This is a genomic window from Limnohabitans sp., from assembly GCF_038134685.1.
Taxonomy (GTDB): Bacteria; Pseudomonadota; Gammaproteobacteria; order Burkholderiales; family Burkholderiaceae_C; genus Limnohabitans_A.
This window is the reverse complement of sequence record NZ_JAYPVP010000009.1, coordinates 13,434-32,251: the sequence shown is the minus strand read 5'-3', so window position 1 is coordinate 32,251 and position 18,818 is coordinate 13,434. Positions and strand designations below refer to the sequence as shown.

General features: G+C 61.7%; 18 protein-coding genes and 1 pseudogene. 6 read left to right on the top strand and 13 right to left on the bottom strand.

The annotated features are described in order from the left end of the window. Window positions 1-33 precede the first annotated feature (33 nt). Both AAFM15_RS05570 and purU read right to left on the bottom strand, forming a co-directional pair. The gene (locus AAFM15_RS05570) at window positions 34-903 is read right to left on the bottom strand and encodes a LysR substrate-binding domain-containing protein (protein ID WP_341685717.1); all 870 of its coding nucleotides are present in this window, start codon (window positions 901-903) and stop codon (window positions 34-36) included. A 26-nt stretch (window positions 904-929) separates the two neighbouring features. Beyond that, a complete protein-coding gene (gene purU, locus AAFM15_RS05565) occupies window positions 930-1,775 on the bottom strand; it encodes a formyltetrahydrofolate deformylase (protein WP_341685716.1) in 846 nt (281 codons plus the stop codon). 74 nt (window positions 1,776-1,849) lie between these two features. On the opposite strand from purU, the gene AAFM15_RS05560 reads away from it, so the two are divergent. Then, entirely contained in the window at window positions 1,850-3,184 is a 1,335-nt protein-coding gene (locus AAFM15_RS05560) for an aminotransferase class III-fold pyridoxal phosphate-dependent enzyme (RefSeq protein ID WP_341685715.1), read from the top strand. 16 nt (window positions 3,185-3,200) lie between these two features. Here AAFM15_RS05560 and AAFM15_RS05555 read toward each other — a convergent pair whose 3' ends face one another. From AAFM15_RS05555 to AAFM15_RS05545, 3 genes are all read right to left on the bottom strand, one after another. Continuing rightward, a complete protein-coding gene (locus AAFM15_RS05555) occupies window positions 3,201-3,485 on the bottom strand; it encodes a DUF3567 domain-containing protein (RefSeq protein WP_341685714.1) in 285 nt (94 codons plus the stop codon). Window positions 3,486-3,553: 68 nt separating this feature from the next. Next, window positions 3,554-4,582 carry a DUF3108 domain-containing protein gene (locus AAFM15_RS05550; RefSeq protein ID WP_341685713.1) on the bottom strand — a complete coding sequence of 343 codons (1,029 nt, stop codon included), beginning with the start codon at window positions 4,580-4,582 and terminating at the stop codon, window positions 3,554-3,556. A gap of 19 nt (window positions 4,583-4,601) precedes the next feature. Beyond that, window positions 4,602-5,432, bottom strand: a complete 831-nt coding sequence (locus AAFM15_RS05545; protein ID WP_341685712.1) for an IclR family transcriptional regulator — start codon at window positions 5,430-5,432, stop codon at window positions 4,602-4,604. A 101-nt stretch (window positions 5,433-5,533) separates the two neighbouring features. On the opposite strand from AAFM15_RS05545, the gene AAFM15_RS05540 reads away from it, so the two are divergent. Beyond that, the gene (locus tag AAFM15_RS05540; protein ID WP_341685711.1) at window positions 5,534-6,544 is read left to right on the top strand and encodes a fumarylacetoacetate hydrolase family protein; all 1,011 of its coding nucleotides are present in this window, start codon (window positions 5,534-5,536) and stop codon (window positions 6,542-6,544) included. A 15-nt stretch (window positions 6,545-6,559) separates the two neighbouring features. On the opposite strand, the gene AAFM15_RS05535 is transcribed toward AAFM15_RS05540, so the two are convergent. The 5 genes and pseudogenes from AAFM15_RS05535 to AAFM15_RS05515 form a co-directional block, all read right to left on the bottom strand. After that, entirely contained in the window at window positions 6,560-7,165 is a 606-nt protein-coding gene (locus AAFM15_RS05535) for a MarC family protein (RefSeq protein ID WP_341685710.1), read from the bottom strand. Between the two features lie 2 nt (window positions 7,166-7,167). Continuing rightward, a complete protein-coding gene (locus AAFM15_RS05530) occupies window positions 7,168-7,593 on the bottom strand; it encodes a VOC family protein (RefSeq protein WP_341685709.1) in 426 nt (141 codons plus the stop codon). 41 nt (window positions 7,594-7,634) lie between these two features. Beyond that, window positions 7,635-7,997: a TraR/DksA C4-type zinc finger protein gene (locus AAFM15_RS05525; RefSeq protein ID WP_341685708.1), complete on the bottom strand. Its 363-nt coding sequence runs from the start codon at window positions 7,995-7,997 to the stop codon at window positions 7,635-7,637. Window positions 7,998-8,066: 69 nt separating this feature from the next. Further along, complete coding sequence (locus tag AAFM15_RS05520; protein ID WP_341685707.1) at window positions 8,067-8,498, bottom strand: substrate-binding domain-containing protein; 432 nt, start codon at window positions 8,496-8,498, stop codon at window positions 8,067-8,069. Beyond that, a pseudogene (locus AAFM15_RS05515) lies at window positions 8,473-9,144 on the bottom strand (substrate-binding domain-containing protein); the annotation flags it as partial. The gene AAFM15_RS05520 and the pseudogene AAFM15_RS05515, both read right to left, overlap by 26 nt. Before the next feature lie 135 nt (window positions 9,145-9,279). On the opposite strand from AAFM15_RS05515, the gene AAFM15_RS05510 reads away from it, so the two are divergent. The 4 genes from AAFM15_RS05510 to AAFM15_RS05495 are packed head-to-tail and all read left to right on the top strand — an operon-like array spanning window position 9,280 to window position 16,554. After that, window positions 9,280-10,938, top strand: a complete 1,659-nt coding sequence (locus AAFM15_RS05510) for an OFA family MFS transporter (RefSeq protein ID WP_341685706.1) — start codon at window positions 9,280-9,282, stop codon at window positions 10,936-10,938. 53 nt (window positions 10,939-10,991) lie between these two features. After that, window positions 10,992-12,821 (top strand): NADH-ubiquinone oxidoreductase-F iron-sulfur binding region domain-containing protein, encoded by a 1,830-nt coding sequence (locus AAFM15_RS05505; RefSeq protein WP_341685705.1) that lies wholly within the window; start codon window positions 10,992-10,994, stop codon window positions 12,819-12,821. Further along, window positions 12,818-15,685 (top strand): formate dehydrogenase subunit alpha, encoded by a 2,868-nt coding sequence (gene fdhF, locus AAFM15_RS05500; RefSeq protein ID WP_341685704.1) that lies wholly within the window; start codon window positions 12,818-12,820, stop codon window positions 15,683-15,685. Before AAFM15_RS05505 ends, fdhF begins: the two co-directional genes overlap by 4 nt. A 5-nt stretch (window positions 15,686-15,690) precedes the next feature. Beyond that, window positions 15,691-16,554 carry a formate dehydrogenase accessory sulfurtransferase FdhD gene (locus AAFM15_RS05495; protein ID WP_341685703.1) on the top strand — a complete coding sequence of 288 codons (864 nt, stop codon included), beginning with the start codon at window positions 15,691-15,693 and terminating at the stop codon, window positions 16,552-16,554. 14 nt (window positions 16,555-16,568) lie between these two features. Here AAFM15_RS05495 and modC read toward each other — a convergent pair whose 3' ends face one another. From modC to modA, 3 genes are all read right to left on the bottom strand, one after another. Next, window positions 16,569-17,666: a molybdenum ABC transporter ATP-binding protein gene (gene modC, locus AAFM15_RS05490; RefSeq protein ID WP_341685702.1), complete on the bottom strand. Its 1,098-nt coding sequence runs from the start codon at window positions 17,664-17,666 to the stop codon at window positions 16,569-16,571. Further along, window positions 17,663-18,367: a molybdate ABC transporter permease subunit gene (modB, locus tag AAFM15_RS05485; protein ID WP_341685701.1), complete on the bottom strand. Its 705-nt coding sequence runs from the start codon at window positions 18,365-18,367 to the stop codon at window positions 17,663-17,665. Before modB ends, modC begins: the two co-directional genes overlap by 4 nt. Window positions 18,368-18,380: 13 nt before the next feature. Beyond that, window positions 18,381-18,818 (bottom strand): molybdate ABC transporter substrate-binding protein (gene modA, locus AAFM15_RS05480; protein WP_341685700.1); only part of this gene is annotated, 438 nt, incomplete at its 5' end.

Below are 18,818 nucleotides of genomic sequence, written 5' to 3'. Positions count from 1 at the left end.
GATGTTGTGAAAGTAGGAGCGGTCGCTCCTGTATCAGGCCAGTGCGCTTTTGAGCCACTCGGCAAAAGTCGCGCACTCCCAGCGCTCCATCGTGCCCGTGCGCCAGCACAGGTAGTGAGCGTGGGGGCTGGGCACATTGCGATCGAACAGGCGCACCAGCTGACCACTCTCCAGCCAGGGGGTAGCCAGTTTCAACCGCACCAGTCCAACGCCCAAGCCTTGGGCGGCGGCATCGCACATCAAGCCAATGTCGTTAAAAGATGAACCTTCAGTGGGCTCAGGCCAATCAAGATCGTGCGCAGCAAACCAGGTTCGCCAGGGCTCCAATGGGCTGCGCAGCAAGGTCTCGCCTTCCAGGTCCTCAGGGGCGTCAAAGGGGCCGTTTTCGCGCACCCAGGCGGGCGAAGCCAGCGGGGTGACCTCGTCCTTGATCAGGCACACGTGTTCCACATCGGCATAGCGGCCGGTGCCAAAGCGAATCGTCAGGTCGGCGTCTTCGGCCACCACGTCGAGCAGGGGAATGCTCACCTGCAGGGTGATGTCGATTTCCGGGTAGGCCTCGTGAAAGTGGCGCAGGCGCGGCATGAGCAGCGAGCGTGCGAAGGTCGGCGTCACGGCCACGCGCAGTTTGCGTCGCCCTGGGTTGGCGTTGGCGCTCGGAAAGCGTTGCAAGGAGACCAGGCCTTCGCGCACATGGGCGAGGTATTCGATGCCTTCGGTCGTGAGTGAAAAATCGGCCCGCCCAAAAAGCTTGGTACCGATCATTTGCTCAAGCTGCTTGACGCGGTGACTCACAGCGCTGGGCGTCACGCACAGCTCGTCAGCCGCCTGGGTCACGCTGCGAAGGCGTGCTAGCGCCTCGAATGTCAGCAAGCATTGAATAGGCGGGATGCGTAGGCTCATGGTCTGTTTCCGTCCCGCAAAGTCAATTACTTGAAGATCACCGTTTTGTGCCCGTTGAGCAGCACGCGGTGCTCACTATGCCACTTGACGGCACGGGCCAGCACCTGGCTTTCGGTGTCGCGGCCCATGGCGGTGAGGTCTTCCACGGTTTTGCTGTGGTCGGCTCGGGCCACGTCCTGCTCAATGATCGGGCCTTCGTCCAGATCCGCAGTCACGTAGTGCGCAGTGGCACCAATCAGTTTGACGCCACGGTCGTGTGCCTGGTAGTAGGGTTTGGCGCCTTTGAAACTGGGCAGGAAGCTGTGGTGAATGTTGATGGCTTTGCCCGAAAGCTTGCGGCACAAATCATCGCTCAGGATTTGCATGTAACGCGCCAGCACCACCAGCTCTGCCCCTTCGGCTTCGATGATTTCCATCTGCTTGGCCTCGGCCTGGGCCTTGGTGGCAGCGGTCAGGGGAATGTGGTGAAACGGAATGTTGTAGCTGGCCGCGAGCTGATAGAAGTCGCGGTGGTTGCTGATGATGGCGCGCACCTCCAGCGGCAGCAGGCCGCTCTTGACGCGAAACAGCAAGTCGTTCAGGCAATGGCCTTCCTTGCTCACCATGATGATGGAGCGCATGGGTTGCTCGCTGGTGTGCAGCTCCCACTTCATGGCAAAGGGCTCGGCAAAAGCTGTCAGTTGAGCATTCAGATCCGCAGCGCTGACGGCGCAGGCAAACTGCACGCGCATGAAAAACAGGCCGGTGTCGTGGTCGTTGTATTGGGCCGCTTCCTCGATGTTGCCGCCGCGCTCCAGCAAGAAACCAGAGACGGCATGCACGATGCCCGTACGGTCCGGGCAAGAGAGGGTGAGGATGTAGGTCGGGTTCATATCAGCGCTATTGTAGAGAAGGGACTGTTGGCGGTCGTACACTGCAGCTCTTGTCTATTTCGTCGGAAGATGTCATGACCCAGACCGCTTTGCCCATGGACAACCATTGGTTGCCCTTCACGCCCAACCGTCAGTTTCAGCACGACCCACGCATTTTCGTGGGTGCAGACGGCATGCACTTCACCACCCACGATGGTCGTCAGGTGATCGACGGCATTTCCAGCCTTTGGTGCGTGGGCGCGGGTCACAACCGCAAGCCCATCAACGAAGCCATCAAAAAGCAGTTGGACACCCTGGACTACGCCACCGCGTTCCAGGCCGGCAACGACAAGGCTTTTCTGGCGGCCCAAAAAATCGCACAGCTGGCGCCGGGTGACCTGAACAAGGTGCTGTTCTGCAACTCCGGGTCTGAAGCGGCGGACACTTCGCTCAAGCTGGCGCTGGCTTACCACCGCGCACGCGGCGAGGGGCATCGTACCGTTTTCATTGGCCGCGAAAAGGGCTACCACGGCGTCAACTTTGGCGGCATGAGCGTGGGTGGCCTGCCCGCTAACCGCAAGGCCTTTGGGGCACAGTTGCTGCCGCGCGTTGACCACATGCGCTTCATCCACGACCCAGTCAACCACGCTTACATCCACGGCGAAGAGCCCGTGTGGGCTGAAGACCCCTTGCTCGAACTTGAACAACGCATCCTGCCACTGCATGACCCAAGCAATGTGGCTGCGATCATCGTCGAGCCCATTGCCGGCAGCGCGGGCTGGTACATCCCGCCCAAGGGTTATCTGCAGCGTCTGCGCCAGATTTGCGACAAGCACGGCATCTTGCTGATCTTTGATGAGGTCATTACCGGTTTTGGCCGTTTGGGTACACCGTTTGCATCGGACTTTTACGGTGTGGTGCCCGACATGCTCAACTTTGCCAAAGCCGTGACCAACGGCGTGATTCCTCTGGGTGGGGTGATTTGTCGCGACTTCATCTACGAGGCCATGATGAACACGCAGGCCCCAGAGCACGCCATCGAGTTCTTCCACGGCTACACCTACTCGGGTCATCCGGTGGCTTGCGCGGCGGCTTTGGCCACGTTGGAGCTGATGGCGCAGGAAGATCTGTTTGCCCGCGCCGGCCAGCAAGGCCGCGTGCTGGGCGATGCGCTTCACAGTACCCTCAAAGGCTTGCCTGGTGTGGCAGGTATTCGCAGTCTGGGGTTGGCTGGTGCCGTGGAGTTGGCTCCCAACGCATCAGCACCGGGCAAGCGGGCGTTTGAAATTTTCCGAAGCTGTTTCCAGGACGGCGTGTGGATTCGCCCGGCGGGGGACAACCTGGTGGTCTGCCCGCCCTACATCGTGACCGATGCGCAGATTGAACAGATCGTGAGCACCATGGCGAAAGCCATTCGTCAGCACGCCTGAGCGGGTGCTGCTGAGCTCAGTGCACCAGCACAGGTTGCTGGGCCAGGCCTGTGTAGCCTTCCAGCGTGTCTTCCACCTCTTCCTGGGTGGGGGCGCGCTGCTGCCAGGCCAGCAGCTGTTGCTGGAACATTTCGGCCCAGGAGCCGTCGAGATAGACCTCTTTGCCTGAACGCTTGTCCACGATTTCAAAGCCGTGGCGCTCCAGCGTGGGTTGGTCAGCGGCGGCCGACTCACCCTCGGCGGGCTCGTTGGCCAGCAGGTGCATCACAGCAAAGTCTTCGGATTCGTACAACAGGTTCATGGGTTCATTCTGCCTCAAGTTCAAGTGCAGATGTGTGCGCCATTCGCAATTTCAAGACCTCAGCAGGGTCAGGATGCCGGCAAGGGCGGGGCATCCTTTAAATCGCTGAGCTGCATGTCGATATAGCTGCCGTTGGCCTGGGTGATGCGGATACGCACAGGCAGGCCGGTGAGCGCGGGGTCTGTCCAGAACTCCAGACGGGAATCGTAGGGACCGCGAGGGGCACAAACCCAATGGCGCGTGAGGTGAGGTTGGCCCTGGAAGACCAGTTGCTCCTCGCTGACCAGGGTAATGCGCCACAGATCGGCGCTGCGTGGTGTCACGGTCTGCACATTCAAGGTGACGCCGGGCGCAAAGCGGTCCGGTGTGGTGTTGACGGCGCCGCCCAACTGCACAAACAGGCTGATCTGGTCCTGGGCCCCGGCCAGCAAGGCGGCACTGGGTTTGTTGCTGCTGAAAATCACTTGCTGGTTGACCCGGTCAAAGTGGGCCGCGACTTCGCTTTTGCGCTTGTCACTCAGGCGTTCTGGCAGCAAGCCGTCAGGTCCCAACTGACCCGAGCTGCGCCACTGGCGCGTGCCCAGCAAAAAAGCTTGCACGCTCAGGCTCAGCTCGTAGCGCTGTTCGTTGTATTGCCACTGCAAGGTGCTGCTGGCGCGGTAGTGCAGTCCGCGGTCCATGCCCTCGAGCGTGTATTCCAGCAGGGCTGGAGGAGGTAGCTGGCGGGCCACCAGGACATCGGGCGTGTCTGCGGCGGGCGCATGCGCGGTGGTGGCGATCTGGGTTGCCGCGGGTGCGGCAGGGGAGGGGCTAGTTTCCGGTGTCGCTTCAGAGGGGGTGGGTATTGAAGCTGCCAACGGGTCGGGTGCTGGTGACAGCGGCTTTGCAGGAGCTGTTTTGACGGGGGGCGGCGCTGGCGCTGGCGGGCTGGGTTTGATCAACTGCGCTTGCGCCAGAGCTTTGCGAGCTGCAGGGGGATCGTTGCGGATGGCGCTCAGGGTGATGCTTGACAGTGTGAGCATATGCGCAAGCAAAACAGCCAGCGCCAGCGCACCCATGATCAGCCACGGCGGATGGATGCGCAGGCGACGGTCCATGTCAGACGTGGGCTTGTGTTCAGGCGCGGTGCCAGCCCAGGTCGGCGCTGAGTTGGTGGGTCATGCTCAGCAGTTGTTGGGCCACGGTGCCCCGGGGTTGGGTGTCGAGTGTGGCACTGGAGCCCAGCGCCACCACGCCCAGGGACAGTTGACCATCGGCATCAAATACCGGCGAACAAAAACCCGAAAGTCCGGGCAGCAACACATTGACCCCCTGGCCCAGACCTTGGGCGCGGGTGTGTTCGACCAGTTCGCGTACGCCTGCTGCGGTGGTGGGGACATCGGTCCGCCCCAGTTTGCGTGCGAGCAGCATTTCCTGCTCGATCATGGCGCGGGCCCGGTCAGCGCCCACACCGTTGCCAATAAAAGCTGCAAAGCATCGTCCCGTTGCAGAGGACAGCATCGGCATCACATCACCCAGACGCAGGTTGACAGGCACAGCCAGCGGGGACTCCTGCCAATGCACCAGCGTCGGCCCGTGGTTGCCCCAAACCGCAATGGCCAGGGTGTGGCCGGTTTTTTCCATCAACGCCGGCAGACGCTCGCGGGCCATCTTGACGGCGTCCAGACGCGACAAGGTGGCCAGTCCCAGCCGCAGGGTGGCCGGGCCCAGCTCATAACGTGTGCTGGCGTTGTCCTGCACCACCAGGCCCAAGCGTTGAAAGCTCACCAGATAACGGTGCGCCTTGGCGGCGCTCATGCCGGCGCTGGCGGCCAGATCGCGCAGCATCAGCGGGCCTTCGGCCTGCGCAAGCACTTCCAGCAGTGCAAAGCCAACCTCGACCGACTGGATGCCGGCGCGGGTTTTGTCAGAATCCTGGTCTTCGGGGGCTGTACGGCTGACGGTCATATGATCTAGAATGTCGTTTCGTTTAGTTAAACGAGTTTAACAATGCGTAAACTGCTGTGACGCTCAGTGTAGCGAAAACAGCCCGGACAGGACACCTCAACATGAAACTTGCCACTTACAAAGACGGCTCCCGCGACGGTCAACTGGTCGTGGTCTCACGCGACCTGACCACGGCTCATTATGCGACTGGCATTGCCGACACCTTGCAGCAAGTGCTGGACGACTGGAATTTCCTGGCGCCTCAGCTCGAAGATTTGTACCTGACGCTCAACACCGGCAAGGCGCGTCATGCGTTTCCGTTTGACCCGAAGATGTGTATGGCCCCTCTGCCCCGCGCCTACCAGTGGGCCGATGGTTCGGCCTACATCAACCACGTGGAGCTGGTGCGCGCGGCCCGCAACAGCGAAGTGCCCAAAACCTTCTACACCGACCCGCTGATGTATCAGGGTGGCAGCGACGACTTCATTGGTCCTTGCGACCCTGTGGTGGTGCCCAGCGAAGCCTTTGGCATCGACTTCGAAGCCGAGATCGCTGTCGTGACCGGCGATGTGTCCATGTCTTCCAGCCCCGAGCAAGCGCTTGAGGGCGTTCGTCTGCTGATGCTGGCCAACGACGTGAGCCTGCGCAACCTGATCCCTGACGAATTGGCCAAAGGATTTGGCTTTTTCCAGAGCAAGCCTGCCACCGCATTCAGCCCTGTGGCTGTGACCCCGGACGAGCTGGGTGACGCTTGGGAGGGCGGCCGCGTCAATTTGACCATGCAGTCCACATGGAACGGACGCAAGGTCGGCATGTGCGATGCCGGGCCGGACATGACCTTCCACTTCGGCCAGTTGATTGCGCACATCTGCAAGACGCGCAATGTGCGCGCCGGCTCCATCGTAGGCAGCGGCACGGTGAGCAACCGCGGTGTTGAAGTTGACGGCAAAAAAGACTGGCCCAAGGGCTACAGCTGCATCGCAGAAAAGCGCGCCATTGAAACCATTCTGGACGGCAAGCCCTCCACCGAATTCATGAAGTTCGGCGACACCATCCGCATCGAGATGAAGGGCAAGGACGGTCAAAGCGTTTTTGGCGCGATTGACCAGACCATTGCGGCGCCTGCAGCTTGATCCCCGGTGGCCTGCTCAGGTCAGGGCAGGCCAATGCTGAGACAGCGTGCGCAGGCCGCGGATCAGCATTTCCACTGAAATCGACACCAGCACCAGGCCCATCAGTCGCTCGAAGGCGCTGATGGTGCGCTCGCCCACCAGGCGCTGCAGGCGTTCGGCCAGCAGTAGTACCAAGGCGCATACCGCCATCGTCACCACCAAAGCGCCGACCCATTCCAGGCGACGATCTGGCGCCTGACTGACCAGCAGCATGACGGTGGCCAAAGCCGAGGGCCCGGCCAGCGCCGGAATGGCCAATGGAACGATCAGGGGCTCATGTTGCGGCACAGGTGCGCTTTCGCCCCGGGGCGGAAAGATCATGCGCAACGCGATCAAAAACAGCACCACCGCGCCTGCAATTTGCAGCGATACCTGGGACAGGTTCATGGCGCGCAGGAAAGAGTCGCCCACAAACATGAAGGTCAGCAGCAGCACAAATGCAATCAGCACTTCGCGCACGATCACGCGGGCGCGGCGCTCGGTGGGCACAGCCCGCAAGCTGCTGACAAACACCGGAATGTTGCCCAGCGGATCGGTGATCAGGAGCAGCAAGATGGTGGCCGAAGCGAAGGTGTGTTCCATGCTCAGCTCGCGTAGACAGTGGTCAGGTCAGCGAAGCCTTTGACTTCCATCGGGTTGCCAAACGGGTCCAGAAAGAACATGGTCCATTGCTCGCCCGGCTCACCGGCAAAACGAAGGTGGGGTTCGATCACAAAGCCTACCCCTGCAGCTTTGAGGCGCTCGGCCATGGCCTGCCAGTCGGCCAGTTGCAGGATCAGCCCAAAGTGCGGCATGGGCACCAGATGTTCGCCCACATGGCCTGTCGCGGCGGTGGGGAAAGGTTCACCCAGATGCAGTGAGATTTGATGGTCGTAAAAGTCGAAGTCCACCCAGGTGTCGGTGGAGCGACCTTCTTGGCAACCCAAAACCTCACCATAAAACTGGCGGGCAATGTTCAGGTCAGTGACGTTGAAAGCAAAGTGAAACAGGCTACGCATGAGGGCGAGCATAGCAGCGCTCGCCGCCCATGTCTGTCACCCTGATGTCGTCCTCAAGCGTGCTGTTCGGCGCGGGTCTGGCAGTCGATGCAGCGCAGCGCCTGGGGCGCGGCTTGCAGACGCTCGGCGCGAATGTCCACACCACAATCCATGCAGGTACCGTATTCACCGCTGCGGATGCGCGCCAGGGCAGCATCGAGCTGGGCCAGCTCTGCCGTTTCGTGCTCGTTCATGGCGAACTCGTTGTCGCGCTCGCTCATGGTTTGTGCGTGACTTTCTTCGCTGTGCGCAAAGTGCTCGGTGGCCATGTCGGCGCGAGAGACGAGGCCGCCGCGCTGCGCGGCAATGCGCTCGAGCAGCTGCTTGCGCTCTTCAAGCAGGCGGGTTTCGAGAGCGTTCAAAAGTTGTTTGTCCATGCCCTCATCCTAGGACTTGTTGGTCATACGATGTTGACTTGCGTCAAGTTGTGGGCGTTCAGTGCTGTGTCAGCGCTTGAGCTGCGGGAAGGCTTCCTGCAAGGTTTGCACCACGCCGCATTGTTGGCCCGAGTAGCCAGGCAATTCGTCCACTGCCGCGCGGAATTCAGCGCTGGCCAGAATATCCAGCGCCAGGCGCAGGCGCTCGCTGTGCAGGCTGTCCTTGTCGCAGAGCAGGAAGTAGCGCTCGCTGGCCAAAGGCACAAAGTCCAGGTTGAAGCGCCGGGAGGGTGTTTCCACACCCATGCCGACATCGGCCATGCCACTGGCCACATAGGCGGCCACAGCCGCGTGGGTGAATTCGCTGTGGGTGTAGCCGTTGATGTGTGCGCTGTTGATGTGCGCTTTGCGCAAAAAAACACTCCAGCAAAAAACGTGTGCCTGAGCTGGGTTGGCGATTGACGAAACGCACGCCGGGGCGCGCGAGGTCTTCCACGCCATAAATCTTGAGCGGGTTGCCACGTGCCACCATCAAGCCTTGCCTGCGTGTGGCCACGTGGATCACACGGGTGCGTTGCAGGTCAAACCACTGTGCATAGTGCGTCAGCGCCTTGCTTTCAAAATCGCCTTGCGGGATGTGGGTGCCGGCCAGATCGCACAGGCCCTCGTGCAGCGCCACCACGGATTCCTGACTGCCGACGTATTTGCGCTCGATCGAGGCGCCTTGTTGGACCAGTGTGTCAATCAGCTTTTCCACCGCAAAACCATGGCTGGCGTGCACGCGCAGGGGGTGTTCGGTGCTGGGGAGGACTTTGGCCAGTTCGGCCTCCAGCTCAGAGGCCAGGGTTTCCAGCATGGGGTTCAGGCGCGCGTGGATGCGGTGGCCTGCCCACACCAGTTTTTCGGCCAGGGGCGTCAGGGTGGAGCCTTTGCCGCGCTCCATCAGCAACAAGAGTTGGCCCAGCTGCGATTCACCCTCGCGAATCAGCGTCCAGGCGTGGCGATACGAAACGCCCGTGGCTTTACAGGCGCCAGACAAACTGCCGTGGTTCTGGACGTCGCGCAACAGGGCCAACAGCCTGTGCGAGAGGTGTTTGCCATGGCTGTCACTGATGGACCACTGAGGTGTGATGGAAACTTGTGGCATAAACTTTATGCTGTATTTAGCATATGAATTACTTGCACAGGCTCATATTGCCACAAATCCTTTCAAGCCCTAAATTCCCCCCTTGCAACAAGAGGGATGAATGATAGACACCTCATTTCCAACCAAGGAGACACAATGTCATCTCATGCTGAAGACGCACAAGCGGGCTCGGGCCTGCTGTCCAAGGAGCGCATCATTGCACGCCCCGGCTTCAATCGCTGGCTGGTGCCACCTGCGGCCTTGGCCATTCACCTGTGTATCGGTATGGCTTACGGCTTTTCGGTGTTTTGGCTGCCCTTGTCCAAGGCTTTGGGCATCAAGGAGCCGATCAAGTGCGGACCCGATGTGGGCTTTTTCGCGCAACTCTTCACCGCCCAGTGCGATTGGTCAGTGGCCACGCTGGGCTGGATGTACACCCTGTTTTTTGTGTTCCTGGGTTTGTCTGCTGCCATCTGGGGTGGTTGGCTGGAACATGTGGGGCCCCGCAAGGTGGGCGTGTTGGCAGCCATTTGCTGGGGCGGCGGCATGCTGTTCTCGGCGCTGGGCATTTACCTGCACCAGTTCTGGATGATGATTCTGGGCTCGGGCATTGTGGGGGGGATTGGCCTGGGGCTGGGCTACATCTCGCCTGTGAGTACCCTGATCAAATGGTTCCCTGACCGTCGGGGCATGGCCACTGGCATGGCCATCATGGGTTTTGGTGGCGGGGCCATGATTGGCTCGCCCTTGGCAGCCGAGTTGATGAAGGTGTTTGCCACTGCTGACAGCGTAGGGGTATGGCAGACTTTTGTGGTCATGGGCAGCCTGTACATCGTGGCCATGTTGATCGGTGCGTTTGGCTACCGCATTCCGGCCAGCGGCTGGAAACCAGAGGGCTGGGAGCCGCCAGTGGCTGCACAGTCCAACGCCATGATCACGCAAAACCATGTGCATGTGAGCAAGGTCTGGGGCATTCCCCAGTTCTGGCTGATCTGGCTGGTGCTGTGCATGAACGTGTCGGCCGGCATTGGCGTGATCGGCATGGCCAGCCCCATGTTGCAGGAAGTTTTTGGCGGCAGCCTGATCGGCTTGGAGGCCAAATTCTCTGAACTCGACAAGGCTCAACTGACCGCCATTGCTGGTGTGGCCGCAGGCTTTACGGCCTTGCTCAGCCTGTTCAATATCGGTGGCCGTTTCTTCTGGGCCAGTCTGTCTGACAAGCTGGGCCGCAAGTTGACTTACACGGTGTTCTTCGTGCTGGGCGGTGTGCTGTATTTCAGCATCCCGGCCAGCGCGGGCATGGGCAGCAAGTTGTTGTTTGTGGGGGCCTTTTGCATCATTTTGTCGATGTATGGCGGCGCGTTTGCCACTGTGCCTGCGTATCTGGCGGACCTGTTTGGCACGCAGATGGTGGGGGCCATTCACGGCCGTTTGCTGACGGCCTGGTCTACCGCCGGCATCATTGGCCCGGTGGTGGTGAATTACATGCGCGAGTACCAGCTTGGCCTGGGCATTCCGCGTGAACAGGTTTACAACCAGACCATGTACATCCTGGTGGGCATGCTGGTTGTGGGTCTGGTGGCCAACGCGCTGGTCAGGCCGCTTAACCCCAAACACTTCATGACACCTGAGGAGCTTGCGCGTGAGCGTCAAATCGCGCACGACCGTGCTACGGCATCTGCAGTGGGGGCCAGCCAATCGGGCTACCATGCAAGCAGCATGGCCATGGTGTACCTGGCCTGGGCTGCGGTTGGCATTCCACTGGTTTGGGGCGTGTATCGCACGCTGCTGAGCGTGGGCAAGTTCTTTCACTGAATTTTGAGCGATGCCTTGCAGCCATGCGCTGCAGGGCTTTTGTAGGGCAAGACATGAGCACTGTCACTTCTTCCTCTGTGATTCCTCTGGCCACGCTGGACGAGGCGCGCCAGCAGTTGCGCCGTCGCGGCCAACTCAAAGGTCGTCAGCCTGATGACGCCGCCCGCGCCCAGGTGCGTGCACTGATTGGCGAGGGGCCACATCGTCGCGATTTGCTCATCGAACATCTGCACGCGTTGCAGGACCAATACAAAGGCCTCTACCGCCGTCACCTCGTGGCGCTGGCCGCAGAAATGCGCCTGTCCATGGCTGAGGTGTACGAGGTCGCCACCTTCTATCACCACTTCGATGTGATCGAAGACGATCAGACCCCCGCCGTGCGCACCGTGCGTGTGTGTGACGGTTTGAGCTGCCAATTGGGCGGCGCCTCGCAACTGCTCAGCAGTTTGCAACACGAGCTGGGCATGAGCGGTGTACGCGTCATTGCCGCGCCTTGCGTGGGCCGCTGCGAACAGGCGCCCGTGGCTGTGGTGGACCAACGTCCTGTACCCCAAGCCACCACCAAACAAGTGCGCGAGCTGGCGCTCGACGCACAAGCCAGCAGTGGCCAACACCCCGCCAGTGCCCCCGGTGGGCAGTTCAACCCGGGCGCGCTGGCGCAGGCCGCGGTGACCACCGAGGCCGACACCGTGCTGGCACCTGCCCATGTGGATATGGACAGTTACCGTGCCCAAGGCGGCTATGGCCTGCTGCAACGCGTGGTCAGTGGTGAGCTCAGTGGTGACGCCATCATTGAAACGCTGGAACACTCCGGCCTGCGTGGTCTGGGTGGCGCCGGTTTCCCGGCCGGGCGTAAATGGCGCATCGTGCGCGAACAAGCGGTGCCGCGCCTGATGGCTGTCAACATTGACGAGGGCGAGCCCGGTACCTTCAAAGACCGCACTTACCTTGAGCGCGACCCGCATCGTTTCCTGGAAGGCCTGCTCATTGCCGCCCATGTGGTCGGTGTGGACGCGGTCTACATTTACCTGCGCGACGAATACCACGGCTGTCGTGCCCTGCTGCAAGGGGCGCTGGACAAGCTGCATGCGCATCCGCCTTGCGCCCTGCCGCGCATCGAGTTGCGCCGTGGCGCAGGTGCCTACATTTGTGGCGAAGAGTCCGCCATGATCGAGAGTATTGAGGGTAAGCGTGGCGAGCCCCGCATGCGCCCGCCCTACATTGCACAAATCGGCTTGTTTGGTCGCCCCACACTCGAACATAACTTCGAAACCCTGTACTGGGTGCGTGACATCGTCGAGCGCGGTGCTGACTGGTTTACCGGCTTTGGCCGCAATGGCCGCAAAGGCCTGCGCAGCTTCAGCGTCAGCGGGCGCGTGCGCTCGCCAGGCGTCAAGCTCGCGCCCGCTGGCATCACCCTGCGCGAACTGGTCGATGAATACTGCGGCGGCATGGCCGAAGGTCACACGCTTTACGCCTACTTGCCCGGTGGTGCATCGGGCGGCATTTTGCCCGCCAGCATGGCCGACATTCCACTGGACTTTGACACCTTGCAGCCGCACGGCTGCTTCATTGGCTCGGCTGCCGTCATGGTGCTCAGCCAGGCCGACAAGGCCCGCGATGCTGCCTTCAACGTGATGCGCTTTTTTGAACACGAAAGCTGTGGCCAGTGCACCCCCTGCCGCGTGGGCACCAGCAAAGCCGCACAGCTGATGCAAAACCCCGTGTGGGACGCCGCACTGCTGCAGGACCTGGCCGATGTGATGGGCGATGCCTCCATTTGTGGCCTCGGCCAGGCTGCGCCCAACCCGGTGCGCAGCATCCTCCAACACTTTGCGCATGAAGTCGGTGCCAGCACCGCAGTGCAAGGAGAAGGCGCATGAACACGCTCCAGACCATTTCTTTTGAGCTCAACGGCCAGCGCGTACAGGCCTTTGATGGCGAAACCATTCACAGCGCTGCGCACCGCCACGGTGTGGACATTGCGCACCTGTGCCACAAGGACGGCCTGCGCCCCGACGGTAATTGCCGCGCCTGTGTGGTCGAGATTGCGGGCGAACGCGTGCTGGCCCCCAGCTGCTGCCGCAACGTCACGCCCGACATGAAGGTCAACACCGACACCGAACGCGCCACCAAGTCGCGCAAGATGGTGCTCGAAATGCTGCTGTCGGACATGCCCGAGCGTGGCTACAAATGGAACGACGCTGAAGGTGAGGGCGATGCAGGCGAACACGGCGAACTCAGCCAGTGGGCGCAGCGCATGGGCGTGCAGGTGCGCGGCTCGCTGCGCAGCCTGCAGCGCGAGCGTGTGGCCAGCGACATCAGCCACCCGGCCATGACCGTCAATCTGGATGCCTGCATCCAGTGCAACCGCTGTGTGCGGGCGTGCCGCGAAGAGCAGGTCAACAACGTCATCGGTTATGCCCACCGCGGCGCGCACAGCACCATCACTTTTGACCTGGAAGACCCGATGGGTGCCAGCAGCTGTGTGGCTTGTGGCGAATGTGTGCAGGCCTGCCCCACTGGTGCGCTTATGCCCGCTACGCAAGTGGGCTCGCAGCAGGTGGATCGCAAGGTGGATTCAGTGTGTCCTTTCTGTGGTGTGGGTTGCTTGCTGACCTACAACGTCAAAGACAACCGCATCGTCAGCGTGGACGGTCGCGATGGCCGTGCCAACCACAACCGCCTGTGTGTCAAAGGGCGCTTTGGCTTTGACTACATCCATAACCCGCAACGCCTGACGGTGCCGCTCATTCGCAAGCCTGGTGTGCCCAAAGACCCCGAAGCGCTGGAGCACCTCAACCGCGACAGCGCCCAGTGGTCAGATGTGTTCCGCGAAGCCACCTGGGAAGAGGCCCTGGCCTTGGCCACGGGCGGTCTGGTCACTTTGCGCGACACCTACGGTGCCAAATCGCTGGCGGGTTTTGGCTCGGCCAAAGGCAGCAACGAGGAAGCCTACCTGTTCCAGAAACTGGTGCGTACCGGATTTGGCTCCAACAACGTGGACCACTGCACCCGCCTGTGCCACGCCTCCAGCGTGGCCGCCTTGCTCGAAGGCGTGGGCTCGGGAGCCGTGAGCAACCAGGTCAACGATGTGGAGCATGCCGAAGTCATTGTCATCATTGGCTCCAACCCCACCGCCAACCACCCGGTGGCCGCGACCTGGATCAAGAACGCCGCCCAGCGCGGCGCCAAAGTGGTGCTGGCCGATCCGCGTGTGACCGATCTGGGCAAACACGCCTGGCGCATCATGCAGTTCAAGCCCGACACCGATGTGGCCATGCTCAATGCCATGATCTACACCGTCATCGAAGAAGGCCTGGTGGATGAAACCTTTGTGCGCGAGCGCACCAGCAACTTCGAAGCCTTGCATGCCAACATCCAGGGCTACAGCCCGGAGGCCATGGCGCCGATTTGCGGCGTGCCCGCAGAAACCCTGCGCGAAGTCGCGCGGGCCTATGCCACCTCCAAAGGCTCCATGGTTTTGTGGGGCATGGGCGTGAGCCAGCACATCCACGGCACCGACAACGTTCGCTGCCTGATTGCGCTGTCCACCATCACCGGCCAGATTGGCAAGCCTGGCTCCGGCCTGCACCCGCTGCGTGGCCAAAACAACGTGCAAGGCGCCAGCGATGCGGGCTTGATCCCGATGATGTATCCCAACTACCAGCGCGTCAGTGACCCCAAAGCGCACGCCTGGTTTGAAGACTTCTGGGGCACCAAGCTGGACGACAAGCCTGGCTACACCGTGGTCGAGATCATGGACAAAGCCCTGGCCGATGACAGCGACCCGCACAAGATTCGCGGCATGTACATCATGGGCGAAAACCCGGCCATGAGCGACCCTGACCTGAACCATGCCCGCCATGCCATGGCCAGTTTGCAGCACATGGTGGTGCAAGACATCTTCATGACCGAAACCGCCTGGCTGGCCGACGTGGTGCTGCCCGCCACCGCCTGGCCCGAAAAAACCGGCACTGTCAGCAACACTGACCGTATGGTACAGCTGGGCCAGCAAGTCGTGCAGCCACCCGGTCAGGCCCGAGCTGACCTGTGGATCCTGCAGGAAATGGCACGCGGTATGGGGCTGAGCTGGAACTACAGCGGTCCTGAATTTGGTGTGGCAGAGGTGTATGAAGAAATGCGCAAAGCCATGCATGCCGCCATTGGTGGCATCAGCTGGGAGCGTCTGCAACGCGAGTCCAGCGTCACCTACCCTTGCCTGAGCGAAGATGCACCGGGTCACCCCACTGTGTTCATCGGGCGCTTCCCCACCAACGATGGGCGTGCGCACCTGGTGCCTGCCGACATCATTCCCGCCAACGAGCGGCCCGATGCCGACTATCCCTTTGTGCTCATCACTGGCCGTCAGCTCGAACACTGGCACACCGGCTCCATGACTCGCCGCGCCCGTGTGCTCGACGCCATCGAGCCCATGGCCACCGCCAGCATGAACGGGCAAGACATGCAGACCCTGGGTCTGCAACCCGGCGATGTGCTGACCGTGCGCTCGCGCCGTGGTCAGGTCAGCCTGCATGTGCGCCGCGATGACGGCACGCCGCGTGGCGCTGTGTTCATTCCGTTTGCCTACTACGAAGCTGCAGCCAACCTCATGACCAACCCGGCGCTCGATCCCTTCGGGAAAATTCCGGAGTTCAAGTACTGCGCTGTGGCCGTGAGTGCTGGTGGCACGCCCGCCCGTGTGCCTGGATACGGCACCCAGGGCCTCATGGCTTTGCAGGAGTAAGCGCTATGGCCCTGCCCATCCTCACCAATGCGCAAGCGCCATTGACCGAAGCCATCACGGTGGTCAATGAGCACGGCGAAATCCAGAGTCTGAACATTCCTGCAGAACGTGCGCTGACGGTGTATGTGGACAAGCAGGAACTCGTCACTCTCATGACGCTGGGCGCACGCCCGGAGCAACTGGTGCTGGGCTACTTGCGCAACCAGCGTCTGGTGGACGGCGTGGATGATGTGGCCAGCGTGACGGTTGATTGGGAAGTGGGTGCCGCCGCTGTACACACCCGGGGTGGAATTGCCCGCTGGCAGGAGCGCACAGCGCGCCGTGTGGTCACCACCGGCTGCGGCCAGGGCAGCATGTTTGCCGAGCTGATGGAGCAGACCGATGCGCTGCAGCTGCCCTCCACTTGCATTACGCAAAGCGAGCTCTACAGCATCGTCAACCAGATCCGTTTGATGGACAGTGTCTACAAGCAGGCCGGGTCAGTACACGGCTGTGGGCTGTTTCAGCAAGACCGTTTGCTGACGTTTGTGGAAGACGTGGGTCGCCACAACGCGATTGACACCATTGCTGGCTGGCAGTGGCTGCAAGAAGCGCAAACGCTGCGTCCGGTTGGAAGCACGGGTGCGCCGACCCAGGGCCATGTGTTCTACACCACGGGCCGCATGACCAGCGAAATGGTCATCAAGGCGGCGCAAATGGGCGTGGCCGTGCTCATCTCGCGCAGCGGCATCACGCACATGGGCTTGACCATTGCGCGCCAGCTGGGCTTGTGCACCATTGGTCGCGCGACCAACCGTCGCTTCTTGTGCTTTAGCGCACCCGAGCGGCTGCAACTCCAACCCGAACTGTTTTTGGCCCTGCAGGCCTAAGGCTTCAGTGGTGCTCAGTGCACCATGCTCACGGCTTTGATTTGCGCCCACACGTGCATGCCCTCGCGCAGCTGCAGCATCTCTACTGCGCGGCGTGTCACTCGCGCTACCAGCAAAGCCTCGCCATGGCAAAGCTGCACCAGCATCTGGTGATCGCTGCTGTCGGGCACCATGGCCTGCACCACACACGGCACATGGTTTTGAATGCTCGTGCCTTGAGCGCGCTCGAGCGTGATGCTCACATCGCGCGCCAAGATGCGCAGCCGCAAACGCGTGCCCTCGGCCAAGCCCCGGTCGGGCACGCACAAGGCGGCGTCCTGCATGCGCACATGCGCCAGTGACCACTGCGCATCGCGCTGCACCACGGTGGCATCCACCAATGCGCCCACATCGTCTCCCAACGACACGGGGACTTGCACCGAAGCCAATACGTCCTGCACCGGCCCGCTGGCCTGCACCTGCCCGGCCTGCAGCACCACCAGGTGATCGGCCAGGCGCGTGACTTCGTCGGCCGCATGCGTGACGTACACCATGGGCACGCGCAAATGCGTGCGCAACTGCTCCAGCCAGGGCAACACCTCGGCCTTGCGCGCAGCATCCAGCGCAGCCAGAGGCTCGTCTAGCAACAGCACCTGTGGGCGCACCGCCAGCGCCCGCGCCATAGCCACGCGCTGGCGCTCACCGCCCGACAGCGCCTGTACGCCTCGCGCCAGCAAATGGCCAATGCCCAGCACCTGCACCGCCTCGTCCAGTGCTGCTTTGGCCGTGGCCTGTTCGGTGGCCGGCAGGCGGCGCAGGCCGTACATCAGGTTGCCGCGCACATCCAGGTGGTCAAACAAGGCGTGGTCCTGAAACACCATGCCCAGGCGCCGTTGCCAGGTGGGCACAAACACGTCCTGCGCGTCGTCCTGCCAAAGCGTGTGGCCCAGTTGCACTCGGCCTTGCGCATGCTCCAATCCGGCCAGGCAGCGCAACAAAGTCGTCTTTCCCGAGCCCGATGCACCCCACAACACTGTCACGCCCTGCAAGGGCAGCGCCATAGCGGCCTGCAGCGTAAAACCAGAGCGCTGCAAACGCAGATCAAACTGCAAGTCAATGTTCTGGGCACTCATGAGCGTTGCTCCTGCAGGCGCCGCTGCACACGCGAGAGCAGCCACAACACCGCAAACGCAAACACCGCCATGCCGCCCGCCAGCACATGCGCCTGGGCGTAGTCCATGGCCTCCACGTGGCCGTAAATCAGGGTGGACAGCACCTGCGTCTGCCCAGGAATGTTGCCGCCAATCATCAGCACCACACCAAACTCGCCCAGCGTGTGCGCAAAGCTCAGCAGCCCCGCACTCAGCAGCGCGTGGCGCGCGTGCGGCAAAGCCACTGTTAAAAAAGCATCCAGCGGTTTGGCCCCTAGTGTCATGGCCGCCTCCAGGGGGCGGCGGCCCATGGCGGCAAACGCGCTTTGCAAAGGCTGCACCGCAAACGGCAGCGAATAGACGATGGAGCCCAACACCAAGCCACTAAAACTGAACGACAGCGTGCCCCACCCCAAAGCCTGCGTCAGCTGCCCCAGCGGGCCGTGCGGCCCCAGCAACACCAGCATGTAAAAACCCAGTACGGAAGGCGGCAACACCAAGGGTAGCGTGACCAGTGCATTGACCGGCTCGCGCCAGCGCGATGCCGTGCGCGCCAGCCACCATGCCAGCGGCGTGCCCAGCACTAGCAGGGCCAGCGTGCTCACAGTAGCCAGCCTTAGCGTTAGCCACAGTGCAGGCCAAGTGCTGGCCCAGAAATCGGCAGGGAACGTGGTGTTGAACAAGCTTGAGACGTGTTTAGAACTGATAGCCGTAGGCGCGAATCACCTGACGGGCACTGTCACTGCGCAAGTATTGCAGAAGTGCTGTGGCTGCAGGGTTGTTTTCGCCCGTTTTCAGCAACACGGCATCCTGGCGAATCGGGTCGTACAGTTTGGAAGGGATGACCCAGGCCGACCCCGAGCTGATCTGGCCATCCACCATGACTTGAGACAGCGCCACAAAACCCAGTGCGGCATTACCTGTTTTGACGAACTGGAACGTCTGGCCAATGTTCTCGCCTGTCACAAAGTGTGGGCGCAGAGCATCGACGCGGCCCAGCTTCGTCATGACCTGCAAGGCTGCTGCACCATAAGGCGCCAACCTCGCGTCGGCTACTGCCAGCTTGCCCGGCAAAGGGCTGGCCAGCACCGCGCCTTGCACATCGACCACGCCTGGCTTCTGGCTCCACAGAGC

Excerpts from the sequence above, each read along its gene's own strand:
- AAFM15_RS05570 (WP_341685717.1), bottom strand. The coding sequence starts at position 903 with ATGAGCCTACGCATCCCGCCTATTCAATGCTTGCTGACATTCGAGGCG.
- purU (WP_341685716.1), bottom strand. The coding sequence starts at position 1,775 with ATGAACCCGACCTACATCCTCACCCTCTCTTGCCCGGACCGTACGGGC.
- AAFM15_RS05560 (WP_341685715.1), top strand. The coding sequence starts at position 1,850 with ATGACCCAGACCGCTTTGCCCATGGACAACCATTGGTTGCCCTTCACG.
- AAFM15_RS05555 (WP_341685714.1), bottom strand. The coding sequence starts at position 3,485 with ATGAACCTGTTGTACGAATCCGAAGACTTTGCTGTGATGCACCTGCTG.
- AAFM15_RS05550 (WP_341685713.1), bottom strand. The coding sequence starts at position 4,582 with ATGGACCGTCGCCTGCGCATCCATCCGCCGTGGCTGATCATGGGTGCG.
- AAFM15_RS05545 (WP_341685712.1), bottom strand. The coding sequence starts at position 5,432 with ATGACCGTCAGCCGTACAGCCCCCGAAGACCAGGATTCTGACAAAACC.
- AAFM15_RS05540 (WP_341685711.1), top strand. The coding sequence starts at position 5,534 with ATGAAACTTGCCACTTACAAAGACGGCTCCCGCGACGGTCAACTGGTC.
- AAFM15_RS05535 (WP_341685710.1), bottom strand. The coding sequence starts at position 7,165 with ATGGAACACACCTTCGCTTCGGCCACCATCTTGCTGCTCCTGATCACC.
- AAFM15_RS05530 (WP_341685709.1), bottom strand. The coding sequence starts at position 7,593 with ATGCTCGCCCTCATGCGTAGCCTGTTTCACTTTGCTTTCAACGTCACT.
- AAFM15_RS05525 (WP_341685708.1), bottom strand. The coding sequence starts at position 7,997 with ATGGACAAACAACTTTTGAACGCTCTCGAAACCCGCCTGCTTGAAGAG.
- AAFM15_RS05520 (WP_341685707.1), bottom strand. The coding sequence starts at position 8,498 with ATGGCGTGGAAGACCTCGCGCGCCCCGGCGTGCGTTTCGTCAATCGCC.
- AAFM15_RS05510 (WP_341685706.1), top strand. The coding sequence starts at position 9,280 with ATGTCATCTCATGCTGAAGACGCACAAGCGGGCTCGGGCCTGCTGTCC.
- AAFM15_RS05505 (WP_341685705.1), top strand. The coding sequence starts at position 10,992 with ATGAGCACTGTCACTTCTTCCTCTGTGATTCCTCTGGCCACGCTGGAC.
- fdhF (WP_341685704.1), top strand. The coding sequence starts at position 12,818 with ATGAACACGCTCCAGACCATTTCTTTTGAGCTCAACGGCCAGCGCGTA.
- AAFM15_RS05495 (WP_341685703.1), top strand. The coding sequence starts at position 15,691 with ATGGCCCTGCCCATCCTCACCAATGCGCAAGCGCCATTGACCGAAGCC.
- modC (WP_341685702.1), bottom strand. The coding sequence starts at position 17,666 with ATGAGTGCCCAGAACATTGACTTGCAGTTTGATCTGCGTTTGCAGCGC.